Below are 20,552 nucleotides of genomic sequence, written 5' to 3' on the forward strand. Positions count from 1 at the left end.
CCATCAGAAACGCTCCAGTTCGGGGAAAGGCAGCTGACCGAGGTGCACGTGCATGGCGCCGAATTCGGCGCAGCGGTGCAGGGTCGGGATGTTCTTGCCTGGATTGAGCAGGCCCTTGGGATCGAAGGCCGCTTTCACCGCGTGGAACAGGGTCAGCTCGTCGCTGTTGAACTGGCTGCACATCTGGTTGATCTTCTCGCGGCCGACGCCGTGCTCGCCGGTGATACTGCCGCCGACTTTGACGCAGAGTTCGAGGATCTTGCCGCCGATGGCTTCGGCGCGCTCCAGTTCGCCGGGCTGGTTGGCATCGAACAGGATCAGCGGGTGCATGTTGCCGTCACCGGCATGGAACACGTTGGCCACGCGCAGGCCGTACTCGGCGGACAGCTCGGCGATGCCACGCAGTACGCCGGGCAACTCGCGGCGTGGAATGGTGCCGTCCATGCAGTAATAGTCCGGCGAGATGCGCCCGACTGCCGGGAAGGCGTTCTTGCGCCCGGCCCAGAACTTGACCCGCTCGGCCTCGTCGCGGGCCAGGCGCACTTCGCTGGCACCGGCCGCCTGCAGCACCGCCCGCACCCGTTCGCAGTCGTCGTGCACGTCGGCTTCGACGCCGTCCAGTTCACAGAGCAGGATGGCTTCGGCCTCGACCGGGTAACCGGCATGGATAAAGTCTTCCACCGCCCTGATCGCCAGGTTGTCCATCATCTCCAGGCCACCGGGGATGATGCCGGCGGCGATGATGGCGCCGACCGCACGCCCGGCCTTCTCCACCGAATCGAAACTGGCCAGCAGCACCTTGGCCACCTGCGGCTTGGGCAGCAGCTTGACCGTGACCTCGGTGATGATGCCGAGCATGCCTTCCGAGCCGGTGAACAGCGCCAGCAGATCGAAGCCCGGTGCATCCAGGGCATCGCTGCCCAGGGTCATGCGCTCGCCCTCGACCGTGAGGACTTCCACCTTGAGCAGGTTGTGCACGGTCAGGCCGTATTTCAGGCAATGCACGCCGCCGGCGTTCTCGGCGACGTTGCCGCCGATCGAACAGGCGATCTGCGAGGACGGATCCGGCGCGTAATACAGCTCATGCGGCGCGGCAGCCTGGGAAATCGCCAGGTTGCGCACGCCGGGCTGGACCCGGGCAAAGCGCCCGGCCGGGTTGACCTCGAGAATCTTGTTGAAGCGCGCCATCACCAGCAGGATGCCCTGCTCCAGCGGCAAGGCGCCGCCGGACAAGCCGGTACCGGCACCGCGCGCCACCACCGGCACGCCACGCTGGTAGCAGAGTTTAAGCAGGCGCTCGACCTGCTCGATGCGCTCGGGCAGCACCACCAGCATCGGCGTGACGGTATAGGCCGAGAGGCCATCGCACTCGTAGGGTTTGAGGTCTTCCTGATCGTGCAGCACGTCCAGGTCCGGCAGCTGCTCGCGCAATGCGGCCAGCAGGGCTGGCTTATCGACCGAGGGCAACGGGCCATCGACGCGCTCGTCGTACAGAATGCTCATGGCAGGCTCACTCAGGTGGCGTAGCGGGTGTCATCGTTATGGCGCAGCCGGACTGTGGTGCGCTGGTTGTGCCGCATGGTTAGGCCCTGGCAACCTTGGCGTCCATCGCCAGACACACTGGTATGACCAGTTTTTTTCGACTCGCGCGTCACCACTTATCGACTCAGGCTTTATCAATACTGGCTAACACGCTTATATTGCTCAGCCGAAGTCCGCCAAACCATAACTGGTCCTACCAGTAATCGAGTGCGCCATAATGGACCCAGAACAGCCCGCAGTACGCCGCCAGGTCAGCGATGTAGTGGCCGAAAAAATTGAACGGCTGATCGTCGACGGCGTGCTCAAGGTGGGCCAGGCCCTGCCCTCGGAACGGCGCCTGTGCGAGAAGCTGGGGATCTCCCGTTCGGCACTGCGCGAAGGGCTCAAGGTGCTGCGCGGGCGCGGCATCATCGAAACCGCGCAAGGCCGCGACTCGCGGGTCGCGACCCTGAACGGGCCGCGCGATGCCAGCCCGCTGATGCACCTGTTCAACTCGCAGCCGCGCACCCTGTTCGATCTGCTCGAAGTGCGCGCCCTGCTCGAGGCCGAGTCGGCGCGCCTGGCCGCCCTGCGCGGTACCGATGCGGATTTCGTCCTGCTGACCCGACGCTACGAGGAAATGCTCGCCGCCCACAACGAGCCGCCAAGCGACGTCGATCCGCGCGAGCATGCGCGTCTCGACCATGCCTTCCACCTGGCGATCTGCGAGGCGTCGCACAACCCGGTGCTGCTGCACACCCTGCAGTCGCTGACCGACCTGATGCTCAGCACGGTGTTCGCCTCGGTCAACAACCTCTATCACCGGCCCCTGCAGAAACGCCAGATCGACCGCCAGCACTCGCGCCTGTACCACGCGGTGATCGAGCGCCTGCCGGAACTGGCGCAGCGCGCCGCCCGCGAGCACATCCACAGCATTCGCGACAACCTCAAGGAAATCGAGCAGGAGGAACAACGCCTGGTGCGCGCGACCATGCGCCTGGAGGGTTGGTCGTGATCGGTCGGGGAGGGGCGCATTGAGGGTTAGCGGCGCGTAACGCCGATCCTGCACCGACCACCGCGTTGTGGGCGCCGCGTAAGCCACCAGGGGCTGCCTATGCCGGGCACCGGCTTGCCGCCTAACCCAGCCTACGCCCGCGAACGTCCGTGCTAGACTCGCGCGCTTCCGATTTGTGGTGAATTCTGTCGTGCCCAACGCCGCCCTCGCCCACCCGCCGCACTGGCTGACCGCCAGCCAACTGCACCCGGCCCCGGCTGCCGGGGTACGCGACTGGCTGTTCAATCAAGACTCGCTGACCCGCAGACTGACGGCATTGTCCAATGCCGGTTTTAGCGTCACCCCGCTGGTCGAGGGCTGGCAGCGCCTGCGCAGCGACGAATGCACGGCCCTCAACGTCGCCGCCGGCAGTCAGGGCTGGGTGCGTGAAGTGTATTTGCGCGGCCACGGCCAACCCTGGGTGTTCGCCCGCAGCGTGGCGGCGCGCAGCGCTCTGGAGGGCTCTGGCCTGGCCCTCGATCAGCTGGGCAGCCGCTCGCTCGGCGAACTGCTGTTCAGCGACCGCGCGTTCGAGCGCAACGCCCTGCAAGTCTGCCGTTTCCCGGCAGCCTGGCTGCCCGCCGAGGTGCGCGCAGAACGCCTGTGGGCACGCCGCTCCTGCTTCAGCCGCGGCGCCCTCGGGGTGCTGGTGGTCGAAGTGTTTCTGCCCGAGTTCTGGCCAGCCGCCGGGATCGAGGCGTAGGGTGGAAAACCGCGCAGCGTTTGCCACCCACCATGCCGCGCGGCTTGCCACGGGCTAACCGCTCATTCTGCCTCTCGCCTTCTACCCAGCTCGAACCGGCCAGGGTGGGTCACGCTGTATCTGCCGAGAAGACGGTGGATGCAAACAGCGTCATCCACCCTACACGCCCAGCACCCGTATAATCCGCCGCACCTCGCACGGAGACGCGCTCGATGTACACCCGCCTGCTCAAATCGCTGAATCGCCTGCACCCCCGCACCTGGGACTTCATCCAGCTGATGCGCCTGGACAAACCCATCGGCATCTACCTGCTGCTATGGCCGACGCTGTGGGCCCTGTGGGTCGCAGCCGAAGGCGTGCCGAGCGCGAAAAACCTGTTTATTTTCGTCGTCGGCGTGATCCTGATGCGCGCCGCCGGCTGCGTGATCAACGACTACGCCGACCGCAACTTCGACGGCCATGTCAAACGCACCCAGGCGCGCCCCCTGGCCAGCGGCAAGGTGACGCCGCGCGAGGCGCTGATCCTGTTCGCCGTGCTGGTGGCGCTGGCGTTCTTGCTGGTGCTGCTGACCAACGCCACGACCATCTGGCTGTCCTTCGGCGGCCTGGCCCTGGCCGCCTGCTACCCCTTTATGAAGCGCTACACCTTCTACCCCCAGGTGGTACTCGGCGCGGCGTTTTCCTGGGGCATGCCGATGGCCTTCACCGCCGAGACCGGCAGCCTGCCGCCGGAGGCCTGGCTGCTGTTCATCGCCAACCTGCTGTGGACGGTGGCCTATGACACCTACTACGCCATGGCCGACCGCGACGACGACCTGAAGATCGGCGTGAAGTCCACCGCCATCCTGTTCGGCGACGCCGACCGCCTGATCATCGCCATCCTCCAGGGCCTGACCCTGCTGTGTCTGCTGCTGGCGGGCAGCCGCTTCGAGCTGGGCCTGCCGTTCCACCTCGGCCTGCTGGTCGCCGCGGGGTGTTTCCTCTGGGAATACCGGGCCACACGCAATCGCAAGCCGATGGCCTGTTTCAACGCCTTCCTGCATAACCACTGGGCCGGGCTGGCGATTTTCCTCGGCATCGTGCTGGATTACGCGCTGCGCTGAAGTCCACGCAGCGCGCAAGCGCTGCGTGGACAGCGGGGTCACTCAGGCTTGGCCATGTGCCAGACGCCCCCTTTACCGTCACCGGTCATATCACCTGCTTTCATATCTTTGACGAAGGTGTACAAGGGCTTGCCGTAATAGGCCCACTGCAAGGTGCCATCGTCACGCTTAACCACCGTCCAATCATCGTCGCCCATGGCGCCGGCCTCGGCGGCCAGGGGTGGCCAGTTCTCCGCGCATTGGTCGTAGCAGCTGGATTTGCCCATGGCGTCCTGGTCGTAGGTGTAAAGCGTCATTCCTTTGCTGTCGACCAGCATGCCGTTCTCAACCATCGCCGGTTCGGCCGCCTGCACTACAGCGGATAACCCCAGCAGCACGCCGCCAAGCAGGGCCAGTCGGATCGGGTTGGATCTGATCATCGGTGATATCTCCTTCTGTTAGCCACGTTAGTCTGGCGACAGGCTAAGATCGGTGCCGGACAACCTCGAAGGACGAGCAGGCAGAACCCTGAAATGCCTGCAGTTAGCAGGCCTTTTTGCGCCAGGCTCCAAGCGCCCGATCGATTGATCGGGCGCATCGCTCAGCATAGACCAGTCGGGCGTTAACGCTGGCCTGTCACATGGCTGCAATAATTCCGTTATCTAATGCCACGCATGACAGTAGAACGACTTGAGGCGGGACCCATGGTTGGCAAGAGCATTCTGATCGTCGATGACGAAGCACCGATCCGCGAAATGATCGCGGTGGCCCTGGAAATGGCCGGCTACGAGTGCCTGGAAGCGGAGAACAGCCAGCAGGCCCACACCATCATCGTCGACCGCAAACCCGACCTGATCCTGCTCGACTGGATGCTCCCCGGCACCAGCGGCATCGAGCTGGCGCGCCGGCTCAAGCGTGACGAATTGACCAGCGACATCCCGATCATCATGCTCACCGCCAAGGGCGAAGAGGACAACAAGATCCAGGGCCTGGAAGTCGGCGCCGACGATTACATCACCAAGCCGTTCTCACCGCGCGAACTGGTTGCCCGCCTCAAGGCCGTACTGCGCCGTGCCGGCCCCAGCGATAGCGAGGGGCCGATCGAAGTCGGCGGCCTGCTGCTCGACCCGATCAGCCACCGGGTGACCATCGACGGCAAGCCGGCCGAGATGGGCCCCACCGAATACCGCCTGCTGCAATTCTTCATGACCCACCAGGAGCGCGCCTATACCCGCGGCCAGTTGCTCGACCAGGTCTGGGGTGGCAACGTCTACGTCGAGGAGCGCACCGTCGATGTGCACATCCGTCGCCTGCGTAAGGCGCTCGGCGAAATCTACGAAAACCTGGTACAGACCGTGCGCGGCACGGGCTATCGTTTCTCCACCAAAAGCTAGCGGTATCCCCGGTCGATGACGGCACGGGTTAGGATTGCCGGCTTGCCTCAGCGGCTCAATGGATCGATTGGCGGATGACTCCCAAGTGAAGCAAAACTGGCGTGGCGCCATGGTGCGCCGCCTGCTGCTGTTAATCGGTGCCTGCCTGCTGCTCGGCCTGTTCACCGGCGAGTACGCCTGGGCGCTGGCGACCGGTCTGGCCGTCTATCTGGGCTGGACCCTGAACCAGTTGCTGCGCCTGCACAAATGGCTGCACGAGCACCAGCCGGACGAGCCGCCACCGGATGGCTATGGTCTTTGGGGCGAGGTGTTCGACAGCATCTACCACCTGCAACGGCGCAACCAGCGCGCCCGCGGCCGTCTGCAGGCGGTGATCGACCGGGTCCAGGAGTCCACCGCCGCGCTGAAAGATGCGGTGGTCATGCTCGACAGCAACGGCAACCTGGAGTGGTGGAACCGCGCCGCGGAGACCCTGCTGGGCCTGAAAACCCCGCAGGACAGTGGTCAGGCAATCACCAACTTGCTGCGCGACCCACGCTTTATCGAGTACTTCGAGAACCACAACTACAACGAGCCGCTGGAGCTGCCCTCGCCGGTCAGTGGCCGTCTACGCCTGCAGTTCCATATCACCCAGTACGGCAATCGCGAACACCTGATGCTGGTGCGCGACATCACCCGCCTGTATCAACTGGAGCAGATGCGTAAGGACTTCGTCGCCAACGTCTCCCACGAGTTGCGCACGCCGCTGACGGTGATCGCCGGTTACCTGGAAACCCTGCTGGACAACGTCGAGGACGTCAATCCGCGCTGGCTGCGCGCGCTGCAACAGATGCAGCAGCAAGGCGGGCGCATGCAGAACCTGCTCAATGACCTGCTGTTGCTGGCCAAGCTGGAAGCCACCGACTACCCCTCGGACAATCAGCCGGTGGCGGTCGATCTGCTGCTGTTGAGCATCAAGAGCGACGCCCAGGCGCTGTCCGGCGAACGCATGCACCGCATCAGCCTAGAGGCCGACCCGCACTTGCGTCTCAAGGGCAGCGAGGCGGAACTGCGCAGTGCCTTCTCCAACCTGGTGTTCAACGCGGTCAAGTACAGCCCCGACGAGGGTCGCATCGACATCCGCTGGTGGGGCGATGAGCAAGGCGCGCACCTGGTGGTGCAGGACAAAGGCCCGGGCATCGAGGCCAAGCACCTGCCGCGCCTGACCGAACGTTTCTACCGGGTCGACTCCAGCCGCGCCAGCAGCACCGGCGGTACCGGCCTGGGCCTGGCCATCGTCAAACATGTGCTGCTGCGCCACCGCGCCCGCCTGCAGATCGACAGCAGTCTGGGCAAGGGCAGCACCTTCACCTGCCACTTCCCCAGCACTCAGGTGGTACGCCGCGGCGGCTAACAGGCTGCGGCGCACGCGCAGGCTTGCAAAGCCGATTGCTTAGCCCCACCCTCTAGTGCTCATTGGCCTACCGAAACCTTTATGGACCCCTCCACGAGTATCTCCGTCGCTACCTTTTTCGCCGATTTCGGCCTCGTTCTATTTGCCTTGCTGCTGGTGTTGCTCAACGGCTTTTTCGTCGCCGCCGAGTTCGCCATCGTCAGGCTGCGCGCCACCAGGGTCGAGGCCCTGGCCAGCGAAAACGGCTGGCGCGGACATATCCTGCGCACCGTACACAACCAGATGGATGCCTACCTGTCGGCCTGCCAACTGGGCATCACCCTGGCCTCGCTGGGCCTGGGCTGGGTCGGCGAACCGGCCTTCGCCGAACTGCTCACCCCGCTACTCGGCGCCATCGGCATCGAGTCAGCCAAGCTGGTGCACGGCATCGCGTTCTTCAGCGCCTTCGCGATCATTTCCTACCTGCATATCGTGGTAGGCGAGCTGGCGCCCAAGTCCTGGGCGATTCGCCAGCCCGAACGACTGTCACTGTGGACGGCCGCGCCGCTGTACCTGTTCTACTGGTCCATGTACCCGGCGATCTTCCTGCTCAATGCCAGCGCCAACGCCATCCTGCGCATTGCCGGCCAGGGCGAGCCGGGGCCGCACCACGAGCACCATTACAGCCGCGACGAACTCAAGCTGATCCTGCATTCCAGCCGCGCCCGCAACCCCAGCGACCAGGACATGCGCGTGCTGGCCTCGGCGGTGGAACTCGGCGAACTGGAAGTGGTGGACTGGGCCAACTCGCGCGAAGACCTGGTCTACCTGGAGCTGAACGCGCCGCTGGACGAGGTGTTCAGCGTATTTCGCCGGCACAAGTACAGCCGCTACCCGATCTTCGACGAAGCCGCCGGCGAGTTCGTCGGCGTGCTGCACATCAAGGACCTGCTGCTGCACCTTTCCCTGCTGGAAATGCTGCCCTCGGCACTGAAACTGGTCGAACTGATGCATACGATCGAACGGGTTGGCCGGCATATGCCGCTGTCCAACCTACTCGAGCAATTCCGCCAGGGCGGCTCGCACTTCGCCCTAGTCGAAGAGGCCGACGGCAAGGTGATCGGCTACCTGACCATGGAAGACGTGTTGGAAGCCCTGGTCGGCGATATTCAGGACGAGCACCACAAGACCGAGCGCGGCATTCTCGCCTACCAACCGGGCAAGCTGCTGGTCCGTGGCGACACGCCACTGTTCAAGGTCGAGCGCTTGCTGGGGGTCAACCTCGACCATATCGAGGCGGAAACCCTGGCCGGGCTGATCTACGAAACCCTCAAGCGCATGCCCGAGGAAGAGGAAGTGCTGGAAGTCGACGGCCTGCGCATCATCGTCAAGAAGATGAAGGGACCGAAGATCGTCCTGGCCAAGGTACTCAGGCTGGATTGAACGGCGATGAAAAAACCGCGCCTGTTGCGGCCATGCTGTTCATTCAAGCCGAGTGAGCAGCACGTTTTCGTAGCCCGGATTGCATCTGGACTACGTGTATGAAAACCCGGCGGGGCAATCCATGCCAGTCACGTTTGCGCGGCATGCTGATGGCTATCGCTGCGCTCGACACCATCCGCCGTCGACACGATGGCCGTGGGGAACCTCCTGGCTCTACGCGCAGCGTATGGCTTACCGCTTGAAACAGCTCTCAATCACCGCCGACGGCGAAATTCGGCAGGCTGTTGACCGGTTGGATGAAGTCGAAGGGGATGGATTCCAGGGCCAGGCCGACGTTGCGCTGCACCACGAAGTGCAGGTGCGGACCGGTGCTGTTGCCGGTGTTGCCTGAGCGGGCGATAGCGCTGCCGCTGTTGATCCGCTGGCCCTCGCGCACGCTGACCGAGCCCTGCATCAGGTGCAGGTAGACGCCCATGGTGCCGTCGTCATGCAGGATGCGCACATAGTTGCCGGAGGGGTTGTTGCCGCGCCCGCTCTGCTGGTTCTCGGTTTTGACCACCACGCCGCTGCGCGCCGCGACTATCGGCGTGCCCTCGGGCATCGCGATGTCCAGGGCGTAACGGCCTTTCGCGGTGAAGTGGCTGTACTTACCGTTGGCGCCCTGGCTCAGGCGAAACGGTCCACCGCGCCAGGGTAGCGGGTAGTTCTGCTGCGTCGGCAGCAGGCGCGGGTCGCCTAGGGCATAACGCAGCTTGGGGGTGTAACTCAGGGGTTTGCTGGGGTCGCGCGCAGTCAGGGTGGCCAGGCGGATCTTGCTGCGCGGCGGCAACACCCAGGTGATGGGTTTAGTCGGGGCGCCGATGGCGTTGTCGACCTGCTCCAGCTTCAGTTCGATTTGCACCGGGGCATACAGGTCGTTGCGCACCAGCAGGGTGTCGCCGCCCGCGTGCTTCTGGGTTTCCAGCTTCACCTGATTGTCCAGCCGCTCGACCATGCGGTCGCGGAAGACGAACACCTGGGCGCCCGCCGTCGCTTTATCGGTATAGGTCACCACACCGCTGGCGTCGGTGTACTTGTAGATGGTCAGGGCTGCGGCCTGACTGGCAACCAGCACCAGGGCGCAAAAAACGGTCAGGCGATAGGGCATGGCTCACGAACTGCTGTGGCTCTCCAGAGCACTGGAGACTAGCAGCGCCCGTGCAGACACGCGAGCCCGAAATGACTGGAATGTGACCCCGCGCAGCCAGCGTCACCCATAGCCTCTGCAGCTTTTTGACGCCGCGTCTGAGCAGACTAAGCTTCTAGTGTGAGATGCGTGGTGGTTTGGCACGGAACTGGCCGGTCAAACGCCACCTTCGCTGCCACGAGGATTAGCTGCCATGAAAACCTCGATGCTTCACACCTTGCTGATCGATAAGCCACTGCGGGAGATTTTCTGGTTCTACGGGGTGATCCCCAGCAATATTCTCTGGGCCATAACGCTCGCGGGGTATTTCAGCGGCGCCGCACTGGCCACGACGGTGCCCATGTTCGCCGTGCTCCTGGCCTATACCGCCTGGATTATCTGCGAGATCTGGCACTGCAGTGGCAACGTGGACAATCCAGTCCACGGTGACATCGCCCGCGTCCTGACGGCCGCCTGGGCGATCAACACGCTGCTGCTGGTGTCTTTCCTGCTACTGCAACGCCTGGGCTGAGCAGCCCTTGAGAGCGGGTGAATAAACGCTCGCCTACTGCGGCCGCCGCCATGAAGTGGCGCTCTACCCTGCGCAGTAATTGCCTGAGCAAGCCGCGATTCGCAGAGTGTCGCGCGCCGCAGGCAGTGCAGCGTCGCTCACCGCTACGGCACACATCCCGCAGGCTGTCGCTTCGCTCCGAGCGGATCGCCACCTGGGCCGCCCTCGCTCCGAGCGGCCTCACGACGGTGTTCGATATTTCCACAACGCCTGAGGATTGATCAGGCGCCGGGGACGAAGTGTTTCTGCGTCGTCCCGCGGGCGATCAGGCGCGACAGATAGTCGAGCTTCTGCGGGTCGCGGTCGACGAACTTGAACGTCAGCAACAGCCATTCACTGTCCGGCTTGGCTTCCATCGCTGCCACCGCGTGCAGGTAGCCGTTAAGCCGCGCCACCTCGCCACCTTCACCCTGCTCGAGGTCGAGCACCGCGCTCTCCAGCACTTGCGGCAACAGTTCAGCGCGTTTGACCACCAGTTGAGCGTCCTTGAGGCTGAGCGCCTTGATCACGCAGTTCATGGTGCCGCCAGGCAGACGCAACTGGCCCTGACCACGCCCGCCCGGGGCCTGCCCCGCCGCTTTAGCCGAAGCCGCAGGCGCATCCGGGCGCGCCGCTACGGCCTCTATCGGCGCCGCTGCGGCAGGCTTGACCACCTGGGCCTGACCGCCGGTCAGCGCCGCCAGGGAGTCATTGGCGAAGCCACCACCGCTGAGCATTTTCGGCGGTGCGCCGGCCATCAGGGCTTGCAGCTTGCCGGCACGACTCAGGGCCTTCTTGACCTTGGTCACCAACTGTTCGTTGGAGAAGGGCTTGCCGATGAAGTCGGAAACACCGGCCTGGATCGCCTGGATCACGTTGTCCTTGTCACCACGGCTGGTGACCATGATGAAGGGTACGGTTTTCAGGTTGTCCTGCTCACGGCACCAGCTGAGCAACTCGAGTCCGGACAGCTCGGGCATTTCCCAATCGCAGAGAATCAGGTCGATGCTTTGCCGGCCGAGCAATTGCTGGGCTTTGCGCCCATTGATGGCTTCGACGATCTGCACCCCGGGAAAGTGGTCGCGCAGGCCTTTTTTTACCAGGTCACGGATAAAGGTTGCGTCGTCCACCACCAGTACGCTGACTTTGCTCATCGGCCACTCCTGTTCGAATGGCTGCCAGCATAAACGCGGCGAATGACCAAAGGCTAACCCTAAAGTGGCTGCTCGCCACTTTAGCGGGCCTTGGAGAAATTGCGGCGCTGACTCTCGGCCGCCGAATTCAGCGGTCTTTGCCGATGCCTTGCACTTCTTCCTTCATGCGAGTCAGGCCCATGTGCTTCACATCGGTGCCTCGGACCAGGTAGATCACCAGCTCGGAGATATTGCGCGCATGGTCGCCGATACGCTCCAGCGAACGCAGGGCCCAGATGATATTCAGTACGCGGGAGATCGAACGCGGATCTTCCATCATGTAGGTGACCAACTCGCGCAGGGCCGTCTTGTATTCGCGGTCGATGGTCTTGTCATACTGCGCCACCGACAAAGCCAGGTCGGCGTCGAAACGGGCGAAGGCGTCCAGCGACTCTTGCACCATCCTGCGCACCTGATCGCCGATATGTCGCACCTCCACATAGCCACGCGGCGCTTCGCCCTCTTCGCACAGCAGAATCGCACGCTTGGCGATCTTGGTCGCTTCGTCGCCGATGCGTTCGAGGTCGATCACCGACTTGGAGATGCTGATGATCAAGCGCAGGTCGCCCGCAGCCGGCTGGCGACGGGCGAGGATGCGCACGCACTCCTCGTCGATGTTGCGCTCCATCTGGTTGATCTGGTCATCGATCTCGCGCACTTGCTGAGCCAGGCCGGAATCGGCGTCGATCAGCGCGGTGACCGCGTCATTGACCTGCTTCTCGACCAGGCCGCCCATGGCCAGCAGGTGGCTGCGCACCTCCTCCAGCTCGGCGTTGAACTGCTGGGAGATGTGCTGGGTGAGGTTGTCTTTGTTGATCATATTTCGCTCCGCGAAAGCTACCGGCTTGGGTGGCTGTGGTGCGCACGGCGCACCCTACGAATTATCAGGTGGATGGGCTTTGCCAGCGGGTGCTGGGCAAGGAGGCGGAACGCAGACAGTACAAGTAGTACGGCAAGTTCCGCCGACGCAGTCCAGTGCCCGCTGGCATGGCCATCAGCCGTAGCGGCCGGTGATGTAGTCTTCGGTCTGCTTCATCTCCGGGTTGGTGAACAGCCTATCGGTGTCACCGAACTCGATCAGTTTGCCCATATACATGAAGGCGGTGTAATCCGACACCCGCGCCGCCTGCTGCATGTTGTGGGTGACGATGATGATGGTGTACTTGGCTTTCAATTCGTAGATCAGCTCTTCGACCTTGAGGGTGGAGATCGGGTCTAGCGCCGAGCAGGGTTCGTCGAGCAGCAGCACTTCCGGTTGCACCGCCACGGTTCGCGCGATCACCAGGCGCTGCTGCTGGCCCCCAGACAAGCCGAGTGCCGACTCGTGCAGGCGGTCTTTAACCTCGTCCCACAATGCCGCGCTTTTCAGGCCCGACTCCACCGCCTCATCGAGTACACGCTTCTGGTTGATGCCCTGGATACGCAGGCCATACACCACGTTCTCGTAGATGCTCTTGGGGAAAGGGTTGGGCTTCTGGAACACCATGCCGACGCGACGGCGCAGCTCGGCGACGTCTTCGCCCTTGCGGTAGATGTTGCGCCCATCGAGGTTGATTTCACCTTCCACGCGGCAACCGTCGACCAGATCGTTCATCCGGTTGAAGGTGCGCAACAGGGTCGACTTGCCGCAACCGGACGGGCCGATAAACGCCGTGACGCGCTGCTTGGGAATCTTCAGCTTGACGTCGAACAGCGCCTGCTTGTCGCCGTAGTACAGGTTCAGACCCGGCACCTGAATCGCCACGGTTTCCGCGGCCAGGTCAAGGCTCTGCTTTTCCCGGCCCAGGGCCGTGATATCGATGCCGTGTGTGTGTGCTTGGTGCTGCATGGGATGCTCCCTACGCGAACAATTCGTTATCACGTTGGCTGCCACTATGGCAGCCAACGAAAAGGATTTAGTGATCCAGCGCCTTGTATTTCTCACGCAGGCGGTTACGCATGAACACCGCCGTGAGATTCAGAATCGCGATCACCAGCACCAGCAGCAGCGCCGTGGCGTAGACCAGCGGCCGCGCGGCCTCGACGTTAGGGCTCTGGAAGCCGACATCGTAGATGTGGAAACCCAGGTGCATGATTTTCTGATCCATGTGCAGGTACGGGTAGTTAGTGTCCAGCGGCAGACTCGGCGCCAGCTTGACCACGCCGACCAGCATCAGCGGCGCCACTTCACCGGCGGCACGCGCCACGGCGAGGATCAGGCCGGTCATCATCGCCGGGCTGGCCATTGGCAGCACCACGCGCCAGAGCGTCTCGATCTTGGTCGCCCCCAGGGCCAGGGAACCTTCGCGCAACGCTCGCGGAATCCGCGCCAGGCCCTCCTCGGTGGCGACAATCACCACCGGCAGGGCAAGAATCGCCAGGGTCAGCGAAGCCCACAACAGCCCTGGCGTACCGAAGGTCGGCGCCGGCGCGGATTCGGGGAAAAACAGCTGGTCGAGCGAGCCGCCCAGCACATAAACAAAGAAGCCCAGACCGAACACCCCGTAAACGATTGCCGGGACGCCGGCCAGGTTGTTCACCGCGATGCGGATAGTTCGGGTCAGCGGCCCCTGCTTGGCATACTCGCGCAGATAGATGGCCGCGATCACGCCGAACGGGGTGACGATTACCGCCATGATCAGGGTCATCATCACGGTGCCGAAGATCGCCGGGAAGACACCGCCTTCGGTGTTGGCCTCGCGCGGATCATCGCTGACGAACTCCCACAGTTTGACACCGTAGAACTGCAGCTTGCCGAGGCTGGACATGGCGTTTGGCTGATAGGCACGTACCACCTTGCCCAGGCTCAGCTCGACCTCGCGGCCTTCGGCAGTACGCACCGTGATGCTGTCGCGATTAAAGGCCTCGTAGAGCGCAACCAACTGGGTTTCCAGCACCTTGTACTCGGCATCCCACGGCGCCCGATCCGAATCGAGATCAGCCTGGGCCTGTGCATCCAGCTCGCCCTGCAGTTCCAGCTTGCGGGTTTGCAGGCGAATGCGCTCGAGCCCGGCATTGATCCGACCGATGTCTTTCTTTTCCAGGCGCACCACTTGCGCGTGTAACTCTTCGACCCGAGCCAGACGCACCTGCAGATCGTCCCAGGCGCCATCGCCCTCGGCGACCAACTGACCACTTTCCTTGACGTTGACCAGGTAACCGTAGAAGTTGCCCCACTCACGGCGCTCGAACGCGGTGAGGTTTTCCGGAGTGCGCGGGTTGCTCAACCATTCGCCCACGACCCAGGTGAAGTCGGCGCCGTAGATGTCGCGGTTACCCACCTTGAACAGCTCGCGGGTCATGAACTCGCCACCCTCGGTCGCCACCGGCAGACCGGACGCCGCCAGGCGTGCACGCGGGATCTCTTCGTGCTGCGTGATCTCGCCAGCCATCACCTTGGTTTCCTGGCCAGGTACCTGATAATCGACTTCGATGAGGTCGGCTGGCCAGAAGTGGGCGAGGCCACGCGTGGCGATCACGGCAAGCAGACCCAGGGTCATGATCACGGCGATGGACACCGCGCCGGCGTTCATCCAGATCCACGGCGAACCGCTTTTAACCCAGGCTTTTACGGAGTTGTTTTTCACGGACATATACCTTCCAGGGCCTTAGAGCGACGCGTACTTGACGCGCAGACGCTGGCGCACCAACTCCGCGAGCGTGTTCATGACGAAGGTGAAGCTCAGCAGCACCAGCGCCGAGAGGAACAGCACCCGGTAATGCGTACCGCCCACCGCCGATTCAGGCATTTCCACCGCCACGTTGGCAGCCAGGGTGCGCAGACCCTGGAAGATGTTCATGTCCATGATTGCCGTGTTACCAGTGGCCATCAGGACGATCATGGTTTCACCGACCGCGCGGCCCATGCCGATCATCACGGCAGAGAAAATACCGGGGCTGGCGGTGAGGATGACCACCCGAGTCAAGGTCTGCCAGGGCGTAGCACCGAGCGCCAGGGAGCCGAAGGTCAGGCTCTTGGGCACGCTGAACACGGCATCCTCGGCAATCGAGTAGATGGTCGGAATCACCGCGAAGCCCATGGCCAGGCCGACCACCAGAGCGTTGCGCTGGTCGAACGGAATGCCCAGATCATTGCTCAACCAGGCGCGCATGTTGCCATCGAACAGCCAGACTTCCATTTGCCCACTCATGCCCAGCGAGACGAAGCCGATCAGCAGAATCACCGGGATCAGCAACGCGGCTTCCCAGCCGTCCGGCACCGCCAGGCGGACCGACTCGGGCAGGCGACTCCAGGCAAACCCGGCCAGGAGGATGCCGATCGGGGTAAAGATCAGCAGGCTGAAGATGCCGGGTAGATGCCCCTCGACATAAGGCGCAAGGAACAGGCCCGCGAAGAAGCCGAGAATCACCGTCGGCAGCGCTTCCATCAGCTCGATCACCGGCTTGATCTTGCCGCGCATGGACGGCGCCATGAAGTAGGCGGTATAGATGGCTGCGGCAATCGCCAGCGGCGCCGCCAGCAACATCGCGTAGAACGCGGCTTTCAGGGTGCCGAACGCCAGTGGCGCGAGGCTCAGCTTGGGTTCGTTATCGGTGCTGGCAGAGGTCGACTGCCAGACGTAATCGGCTTCGTCGTAGTTTTCATACCAGACCTTGCCCCACAGCGAATTCCAGGAGACTTCCGGGTGCGGGTTGTCGACCACCAGGCGCTGCAATTGCCCTTGCGACTCGACCAACATGCGGTTGGCGCGCGGCGACAAACCGGCCAGGGCCGCACCGTCGGCCACCGGTTCGACCAGCAGGGTGCGGTGCGCGGTGCTGTGGAAGATGCCCAGGTTGCCCTTGGCATCCAGGGCCATGAAGCCCTTGCGGCGTTCTTCCGGGAGAATCTGGGTAATGGCACTGTCGCCCATCTGGAAGCGCCGAATGGACTTCAGGTACTGCTTGCCGTCCTCGTCGCGGACCATGAACCACTGCTGGATGGCGCCCTTGCTGTCGCCGATCATCAGCGAGATACCACCGAGCAGCGCGGTGGCATTGGTAACGGTAGTGGCGCCATCGCTGAGCAGCTTGTAGCGGCCATTCAGCGCCTTGGTACGCAGGCTGAAGACGTCCGCCGTGGCGCGGCCGTTGATCACATACAGCCACTGATGACGCGGATCGACGATCAGGGCCTTGATCGGCTCGGCGATCTGCGCCAACTCGATGCGAGCCTCACTGTGGCTCACCTCGCCGGTCATCATGTTTTCTTCGCGACCGAGGCTCAGCACCTGCAGTTCGGTACCGGTGGAACCGGCCAGCAACAGCGTGCCGTCATTCAGACTGACGCCCACGTGATCCAGCGCGCGGCCTTGCTCGTCGAGAGTGATCGCGGCTTCGCCAAACGGATAGCTGATCCGCGGCGTAATGGTTTTCACATCGTTCGGGTAACTGACCGGGTAGGCATGCTCGAACACCAGCACCTGGCCATTGGACAGCCCCAAGGCCACGCGATTGCTGCCCGGCTGATCCTGGGCAACCGAGACAACCTGGCTATCGGCCGGCAACGGCAGGTCGACGGCACTCAGTGCGTCCATGCTCTTGGCATCGAAGAACTGCACCTGACCACGCTCATTGAGGCGCATGGCCACCCGGTTCTGCTCCTCCACCGCCATCAACAATGGCTGGCCAGCCTGGGCCAACCAGGCCGGTTGCACCGGCTCGCGAGTAGCGAGATCAGCGCCCTGGAATATCGGCAAGACGATGTAGGCCAGGTAGAAGAAGATCAGGGTAATGGTGCCAAGCACCGCCATGCCGCCGATGGTCACACACCAGCGGGCCAGGTGATCCTTCAGCGCACGGATACGTCGCTTGCGCAGCAAGGCCGGCGTATTGAAGTCCAGTCTTAGGGATTTGGGAGAGGCGGTCACGGTTTCACGAGCCAGGTCATTCATAGTAAGAGCATCTCTGCGCGGCCATGAGCGCGCCGTAATTTCATTCGTGGCACAGGCTGAATAATGTAGCCAGCTTGTGTGACAGAAAAGTTACAGCGCGCAGACAAAGCGACGCCCGCCTCACTATTCGAGAGGCGGGCGTCGCTACAAAACTGGCGTCCCTGCCAGTAAAGCCAGGCGCTTACAGACCCAGATCCTTCATGGTTTTCTCAACCACTTTGCTCGGCAGCGGGATGTAGCCATCCTTGACCACGACTTCCTGACCTTGCTTGGACAGCACCAGCTTGACGAACTCGGTGTCCAGCGGGCTCAGGGCCTTGTTCGGCGCCTTGTTGACATACACGTAGAAGAAACGCGCCAGCGGGAACTTGCCAGCCAGGGCGTTTTCTTCGTTGGCTTCGAAGGCTTCGCCATCCTTCTTGGACAGCGGCACAGCCCGGACGCTGGAAGTCTTGTAGCCAATACCCGAATAACCGATGGCATTCAGGGTGCTGGAGATCGACTGCACCACGGAGGCCGAACCCGGCTGCTCGTTGACGTTGGCCTTGAAATCGCCTTTGCACAGGGCTTCTTCCTTGAAGTAGCCGTAGGTGCCGGATACCGAGTTACGCCCGAACAGTTGCAGCGGCTTGGTCGCCCACTCGCCGGTCAGGCCCACGTCACCCCAGGTCTTGATGTCGCTGGCGCCACCGCACAGGCGGGTGTTGGAGAAGATCGCGTCAACCTGCTCGATCGACAGGCTCTTGATCGGGTTGTCCTTGTGCACGAATACCGCCAGGGCATCAATGGCCACCGGAATGGCAGTCGGCTTGTAGCCATACTTCTGTTCGAAGGCCTGGATCTCGCTGTCCTTCATGGTGCGGCTCATCGGCCCCATGTTGGCAGTGCCTTCAGTCATCGCGGGTGGCGCGGTGGAGGATCCGGCGGCCTGAATCTGGATATTGACGTTCGGGTAGTTCTTCTTGAACTCTTCCGCCCACAGGGTCATCAGGTTGGCCAGCGAGTCGGAACCAACGCTGGACAGGTTGCCCGACACGCCGGACGTTTTTTCATAGGTCGGCAGAGCCGGGTCGACACCAGCAACCGCAGTGGCGGCGGCGACGCCAGCGGCGACGAAAGTCATGGCCGCCATCAAACGCTTAAGTTTCATGCCTTGCTCCTAGCAGAATTTAGTGTTGGATTGAACGAGCCCAAGTATCTGCAGCCCCTGTGACCAATCTATGAAATCAATGTGACAGTTAGATGAATGCCAGGCACTTTGCCGCCATCTGCCATGCCGAACTAGCGGCAAAGTGCCATGTTCGCTCAGCGACCGTTCAGTCGGTATACTCATCGACCCCGCACCCTTGCGGGCCCGCAGGCCGCTGCAAGCAGCGGTTTCGCCCCTATAACAACAACCGCGCCGCGAGCCGTACTCGAGATGAACGACGACTTCGAACAGGATGACCCGATCCCCCAAGGCGATCTGGCCTTACAGATCACCGCACTACCACGCGAAACCAATGGTTTCGGCGACATCTATGGTGGCTGGCTGGTATCGCAAATGGATTTGGCCGGTACGGCTATGGCCAGCAAGGTCGCCGGTGGCCGCGTGGCAACGGTGGCAATCGATCGCATGGCCTTCCTGGTACCGGTCGCTGTTGGCGCGCAACTGTCCTTTTACACCCAGGCACTCGAGATCGGCCGCAGTTCGATCCAGATGCTGGTCGAAGTGTGGAGCGACGATCCGCTGTCCAGCGAATGGCGCAAGGTCACCGAAGCGGTGTTCGTCTTCGTCGCCATCGACGGCAGCGGCCGCACCCGCCCGGTACCGGCGCGCCGCTGAGGCAACGACCTAAGCCATCACCTGTTCCCCGCCCGCACTGCAAAACCTGAATCCTAGATACGAAAACGCCGGCTCGAGAGCCGGCGTTTTAGTTGCGCGCTCTCCTTGCGCGAAGAATCAGCCGCGGATGTTGTAGATGTCTTTTTCGGCGCTTTCGGCGTAGTCGTACAGGCGCTGCAGATAAGCTTTCTGCTGCGCCCACACCTTGCTCGCCGCCGGATCGGCTGCGGCCGAGGCGTCGACCACTTCAGCGGCCATTACCTTCAGCTTGGCCAGCACTTCGTCCGGCAGGCGACGCACTTCAACGCCCTCGCCCTTGAGTTGCTCCATGGCTTCCATGTTGCGCGCGTCATAGTCGTCGAGCATGTCCGCATTCACATCGCGCGCGGCCGCACGCACGATGGCTTGCAGATCGGCCGGCAGGGTTTCCCAGGCCTTGATGTTGATGTCCAGCTCGAACAGCACGCTCGGCTCCTGCCAGCCCGGGGTGTAATAATACTTGGCGGCCTTGTGCAGGCCCAGCGCCTGGTCGTTGTACGGGCCGATCCACTCGGTGGCGTCGATGGCACCGGTCTGCATGGCGGTGAATATCTCGCCGGCCGGCATGTTAACCACGGTGCCGCCCATCTTGGTCAGCACTTCGCCGCCCAGGCCCGGGGTGCGCATTTTCAGGCCCTGGAAGTCCTCGACACTGTTGATTTCCTTGTTGAACCAGCCGGCGGTCTGCACACCAGTGTTGCCACAGGCCATCGGCAGCACGCCGAAGGGCTTGTAGACCTCTTCCCACAGTTCCAGGCCGCCACCCTTGTGCAACCAGGCATTCATTTCCTGGGCGTTGGGGCCAAACGGCAGGGCACAGAAGAACTGCGCGGCCGGCACCTTGCCTTTCCAGTAGTAAGGCGCGCCATGGCCCATTTCGGCGGTGCCACGGGAAACCGCATCGAACACTTCCAGGGCCGGCACCAGTTCGCCCGCCGCATACAGTTTGATTTTCAGGCGGCCATTGCTCATCTCATCGACCAGCGTGGTAAACCGTTCCGCGCCGACACCAACGCCAGGAAAGTTCTTCGGCCAGGAAGTAACCATCTTCCAGCTGAAAGTCTCACTGCTCTCACCTTCTTGGGGCTTGGCGGCAGTTTCAGTCTCTTTATTGCAACCCGCCAATGCAGTGGCGGCAAGACCTACGCCTGCGGCTGCGAGAATTTGACGACGCTTCATGGAATAACTCCTTGTTGTTGTATTAATGGTCTGAGCGCTGGGATCGCCAGTATTCAGCTATATGTTGAGTATCACAGGAATCGGTACCTCTCAAGCTTAGCGACTACGTACGTAGTACTGCCGGTTGCGACGCAATCACCCACCCGCCTAGAATCGTCG

At 62.8% G+C, this 20,552-nt stretch carries 18 protein-coding genes; 8 read left to right on the forward strand and 10 right to left on the reverse strand.

Annotated elements, in window-relative coordinates; all coding sequences use genetic code 11:
* Positions 1 to 3: 3 nt before the first annotated feature.
* Positions 4 to 1,503, reverse strand: coding sequence for a glycolate oxidase subunit GlcD (glcD, locus tag B2D37_RS17520; RefSeq protein WP_079203898.1), 1,500 nt, complete (start codon positions 1,501 to 1,503; stop codon positions 4 to 6).
* A gap of 256 nt (positions 1,504 to 1,759) precedes the next feature.
* Between glcD and glcC the strand changes: the two genes are divergently transcribed.
* The 3 genes from glcC (at position 1,760) to ubiA (ending at position 4,381) form a co-directional block, all read left to right on the forward strand.
* Positions 1,760 to 2,536, forward strand: a complete 777-nt coding sequence (glcC, locus tag B2D37_RS17525) for a transcriptional regulator GlcC (protein WP_079203899.1) — start codon at positions 1,760 to 1,762, stop codon at positions 2,534 to 2,536.
* Between the two features lie 190 nt (positions 2,537 to 2,726).
* Entirely contained in the window at positions 2,727 to 3,278 is a 552-nt protein-coding gene (locus B2D37_RS17530) for a chorismate lyase (protein ID WP_079203900.1), read from the forward strand.
* A 212-nt stretch (positions 3,279 to 3,490) separates the two neighbouring features.
* The gene (gene ubiA, locus B2D37_RS17535) at positions 3,491 to 4,381 is read left to right on the forward strand and encodes a 4-hydroxybenzoate octaprenyltransferase (protein WP_079203902.1); all 891 of its coding nucleotides are present in this window, start codon (positions 3,491 to 3,493) and stop codon (positions 4,379 to 4,381) included.
* A gap of 38 nt (positions 4,382 to 4,419) precedes the next feature.
* On the opposite strand, the gene B2D37_RS17540 is transcribed toward ubiA, so the two are convergent.
* Positions 4,420 to 4,800 carry a hypothetical protein gene (locus B2D37_RS17540; protein ID WP_079203903.1) on the reverse strand — a complete coding sequence of 127 codons (381 nt, stop codon included), beginning with the start codon at positions 4,798 to 4,800 and terminating at the stop codon, positions 4,420 to 4,422.
* A 264-nt stretch (positions 4,801 to 5,064) separates the two neighbouring features.
* Between B2D37_RS17540 and phoB the strand changes: the two genes are divergently transcribed.
* From phoB to B2D37_RS17555, 3 genes are all read left to right on the forward strand, one after another.
* Positions 5,065 to 5,754 carry a phosphate regulon transcriptional regulator PhoB gene (phoB, locus tag B2D37_RS17545; protein WP_079203905.1) on the forward strand — a complete coding sequence of 230 codons (690 nt, stop codon included), beginning with the start codon at positions 5,065 to 5,067 and terminating at the stop codon, positions 5,752 to 5,754.
* Between the two features lie 58 nt (positions 5,755 to 5,812).
* Positions 5,813 to 7,147 carry a phosphate regulon sensor histidine kinase PhoR gene (gene phoR / locus B2D37_RS17550; RefSeq protein WP_177345243.1) on the forward strand — a complete coding sequence of 445 codons (1,335 nt, stop codon included), beginning with the start codon at positions 5,813 to 5,815 and terminating at the stop codon, positions 7,145 to 7,147.
* An 81-nt stretch (positions 7,148 to 7,228) separates the two neighbouring features.
* Positions 7,229 to 8,569, forward strand: a complete 1,341-nt coding sequence (locus tag B2D37_RS17555; protein ID WP_079203907.1) for a hemolysin family protein — start codon at positions 7,229 to 7,231, stop codon at positions 8,567 to 8,569.
* Between the two features lie 250 nt (positions 8,570 to 8,819).
* On the opposite strand, the gene B2D37_RS17560 is transcribed toward B2D37_RS17555, so the two are convergent.
* The gene (locus B2D37_RS17560; RefSeq protein WP_079203908.1) at positions 8,820 to 9,716 is read right to left on the reverse strand and encodes a M23 family metallopeptidase; all 897 of its coding nucleotides are present in this window, start codon (positions 9,714 to 9,716) and stop codon (positions 8,820 to 8,822) included.
* Between the two features lie 232 nt (positions 9,717 to 9,948).
* Here B2D37_RS17560 and B2D37_RS17565 point away from each other — a divergent pair, with 232 nt between their 5' ends.
* Positions 9,949 to 10,266: a hypothetical protein gene (locus B2D37_RS17565; RefSeq protein WP_079203909.1), complete on the forward strand. Its 318-nt coding sequence runs from the start codon at positions 9,949 to 9,951 to the stop codon at positions 10,264 to 10,266.
* A gap of 260 nt (positions 10,267 to 10,526) precedes the next feature.
* Here B2D37_RS17565 and B2D37_RS17570 read toward each other — a convergent pair whose 3' ends face one another.
* The 6 genes from B2D37_RS17570 to B2D37_RS17595 all read right to left on the reverse strand — a co-directional run bounded on the left by B2D37_RS17570 (position 10,527) and on the right by B2D37_RS17595 (position 18,500).
* Positions 10,527 to 11,438 carry a response regulator gene (locus B2D37_RS17570; RefSeq protein WP_079203911.1) on the reverse strand — a complete coding sequence of 304 codons (912 nt, stop codon included), beginning with the start codon at positions 11,436 to 11,438 and terminating at the stop codon, positions 10,527 to 10,529.
* Between the two features lie 127 nt (positions 11,439 to 11,565).
* Positions 11,566 to 12,297, reverse strand: coding sequence for a phosphate signaling complex protein PhoU (gene phoU / locus B2D37_RS17575; RefSeq protein ID WP_079203912.1), 732 nt, complete (start codon positions 12,295 to 12,297; stop codon positions 11,566 to 11,568).
* Positions 12,298 to 12,471: 174 nt separating this feature from the next.
* Entirely contained in the window at positions 12,472 to 13,305 is an 834-nt protein-coding gene (gene pstB / locus B2D37_RS17580; protein ID WP_079203913.1) for a phosphate ABC transporter ATP-binding protein PstB, read from the reverse strand.
* Between the two features lie 67 nt (positions 13,306 to 13,372).
* Complete coding sequence (gene pstA, locus B2D37_RS17585; protein ID WP_371915408.1) at positions 13,373 to 15,049, reverse strand: phosphate ABC transporter permease PstA; 1,677 nt, start codon at positions 15,047 to 15,049, stop codon at positions 13,373 to 13,375.
* Positions 15,050 to 15,064: 15 nt separating this feature from the next.
* Positions 15,065 to 17,350: an ABC transporter permease subunit gene (locus B2D37_RS17590; protein WP_079203914.1), complete on the reverse strand. Its 2,286-nt coding sequence runs from the start codon at positions 17,348 to 17,350 to the stop codon at positions 15,065 to 15,067.
* Positions 17,351 to 17,531: 181 nt separating this feature from the next.
* On the reverse strand, positions 17,532 to 18,500 hold the full coding sequence (locus B2D37_RS17595; protein ID WP_079203915.1) for a PstS family phosphate ABC transporter substrate-binding protein: 969 nt from the start codon (positions 18,498 to 18,500) through the stop codon (positions 17,532 to 17,534).
* 270 nt (positions 18,501 to 18,770) lie between these two features.
* Between B2D37_RS17595 and B2D37_RS17600 the strand changes: the two genes are divergently transcribed.
* Positions 18,771 to 19,175: an acyl-CoA thioesterase gene (locus B2D37_RS17600; RefSeq protein WP_079203916.1), complete on the forward strand. Its 405-nt coding sequence runs from the start codon at positions 18,771 to 18,773 to the stop codon at positions 19,173 to 19,175.
* A 117-nt stretch (positions 19,176 to 19,292) separates the two neighbouring features.
* Here the strand turns inward: B2D37_RS17600 and B2D37_RS17605 are convergent, their stop codons facing one another.
* The gene (locus B2D37_RS17605) at positions 19,293 to 20,393 is read right to left on the reverse strand and encodes a TRAP transporter substrate-binding protein (RefSeq protein ID WP_079203917.1); all 1,101 of its coding nucleotides are present in this window, start codon (positions 20,391 to 20,393) and stop codon (positions 19,293 to 19,295) included.
* Positions 20,394 to 20,552 lie beyond the last annotated feature (159 nt).

The sequence above is a fragment of the Pseudomonas sp. CC6-YY-74 genome, assembly GCF_002025205.1.
GTDB classification, from domain to species: Bacteria; Pseudomonadota; Gammaproteobacteria; order Pseudomonadales; family Pseudomonadaceae; genus Aquipseudomonas; species Aquipseudomonas paeninsulae.

Coding starts and splice junctions, on each gene's coding strand:
- glcD (WP_079203898.1), bottom strand. CDS start 1,503: ATGAGCATTCTGTACGACGAGCGCGTCGATGGCCCGTTGCCCTCGGTC.
- glcC (WP_079203899.1), top strand. CDS start 1,760: ATGGACCCAGAACAGCCCGCAGTACGCCGCCAGGTCAGCGATGTAGTG.
- ubiA (WP_079203902.1), top strand. CDS start 3,491: ATGTACACCCGCCTGCTCAAATCGCTGAATCGCCTGCACCCCCGCACC.
- B2D37_RS17540 (WP_079203903.1), bottom strand. CDS start 4,800: ATGATCAGATCCAACCCGATCCGACTGGCCCTGCTTGGCGGCGTGCTG.
- phoB (WP_079203905.1), top strand. CDS start 5,065: ATGGTTGGCAAGAGCATTCTGATCGTCGATGACGAAGCACCGATCCGC.
- phoR (WP_177345243.1), top strand. CDS start 5,813: ATGGATCGATTGGCGGATGACTCCCAAGTGAAGCAAAACTGGCGTGGC.
- B2D37_RS17555 (WP_079203907.1), top strand. CDS start 7,229: ATGGACCCCTCCACGAGTATCTCCGTCGCTACCTTTTTCGCCGATTTC.
- B2D37_RS17560 (WP_079203908.1), bottom strand. CDS start 9,716: ATGCCCTATCGCCTGACCGTTTTTTGCGCCCTGGTGCTGGTTGCCAGT.
- B2D37_RS17565 (WP_079203909.1), top strand. CDS start 9,949: ATGAAAACCTCGATGCTTCACACCTTGCTGATCGATAAGCCACTGCGG.
- B2D37_RS17570 (WP_079203911.1), bottom strand. CDS start 11,438: ATGAGCAAAGTCAGCGTACTGGTGGTGGACGACGCAACCTTTATCCGT.
- phoU (WP_079203912.1), bottom strand. CDS start 12,297: ATGATCAACAAAGACAACCTCACCCAGCACATCTCCCAGCAGTTCAAC.
- pstB (WP_079203913.1), bottom strand. CDS start 13,305: ATGCAGCACCAAGCACACACACACGGCATCGATATCACGGCCCTGGGC.
- pstA (WP_371915408.1), bottom strand. CDS start 15,049: ATGTCCGTGAAAAACAACTCCGTAAAAGCCTGGGTTAAAAGCGGTTCG.
- B2D37_RS17590 (WP_079203914.1), bottom strand. CDS start 17,350: ATGAATGACCTGGCTCGTGAAACCGTGACCGCCTCTCCCAAATCCCTA.
- B2D37_RS17595 (WP_079203915.1), bottom strand. CDS start 18,500: ATGAAACTTAAGCGTTTGATGGCGGCCATGACTTTCGTCGCCGCTGGC.
- B2D37_RS17600 (WP_079203916.1), top strand. CDS start 18,771: ATGAACGACGACTTCGAACAGGATGACCCGATCCCCCAAGGCGATCTG.
- B2D37_RS17605 (WP_079203917.1), bottom strand. CDS start 20,393: ATGAAGCGTCGTCAAATTCTCGCAGCCGCAGGCGTAGGTCTTGCCGCC.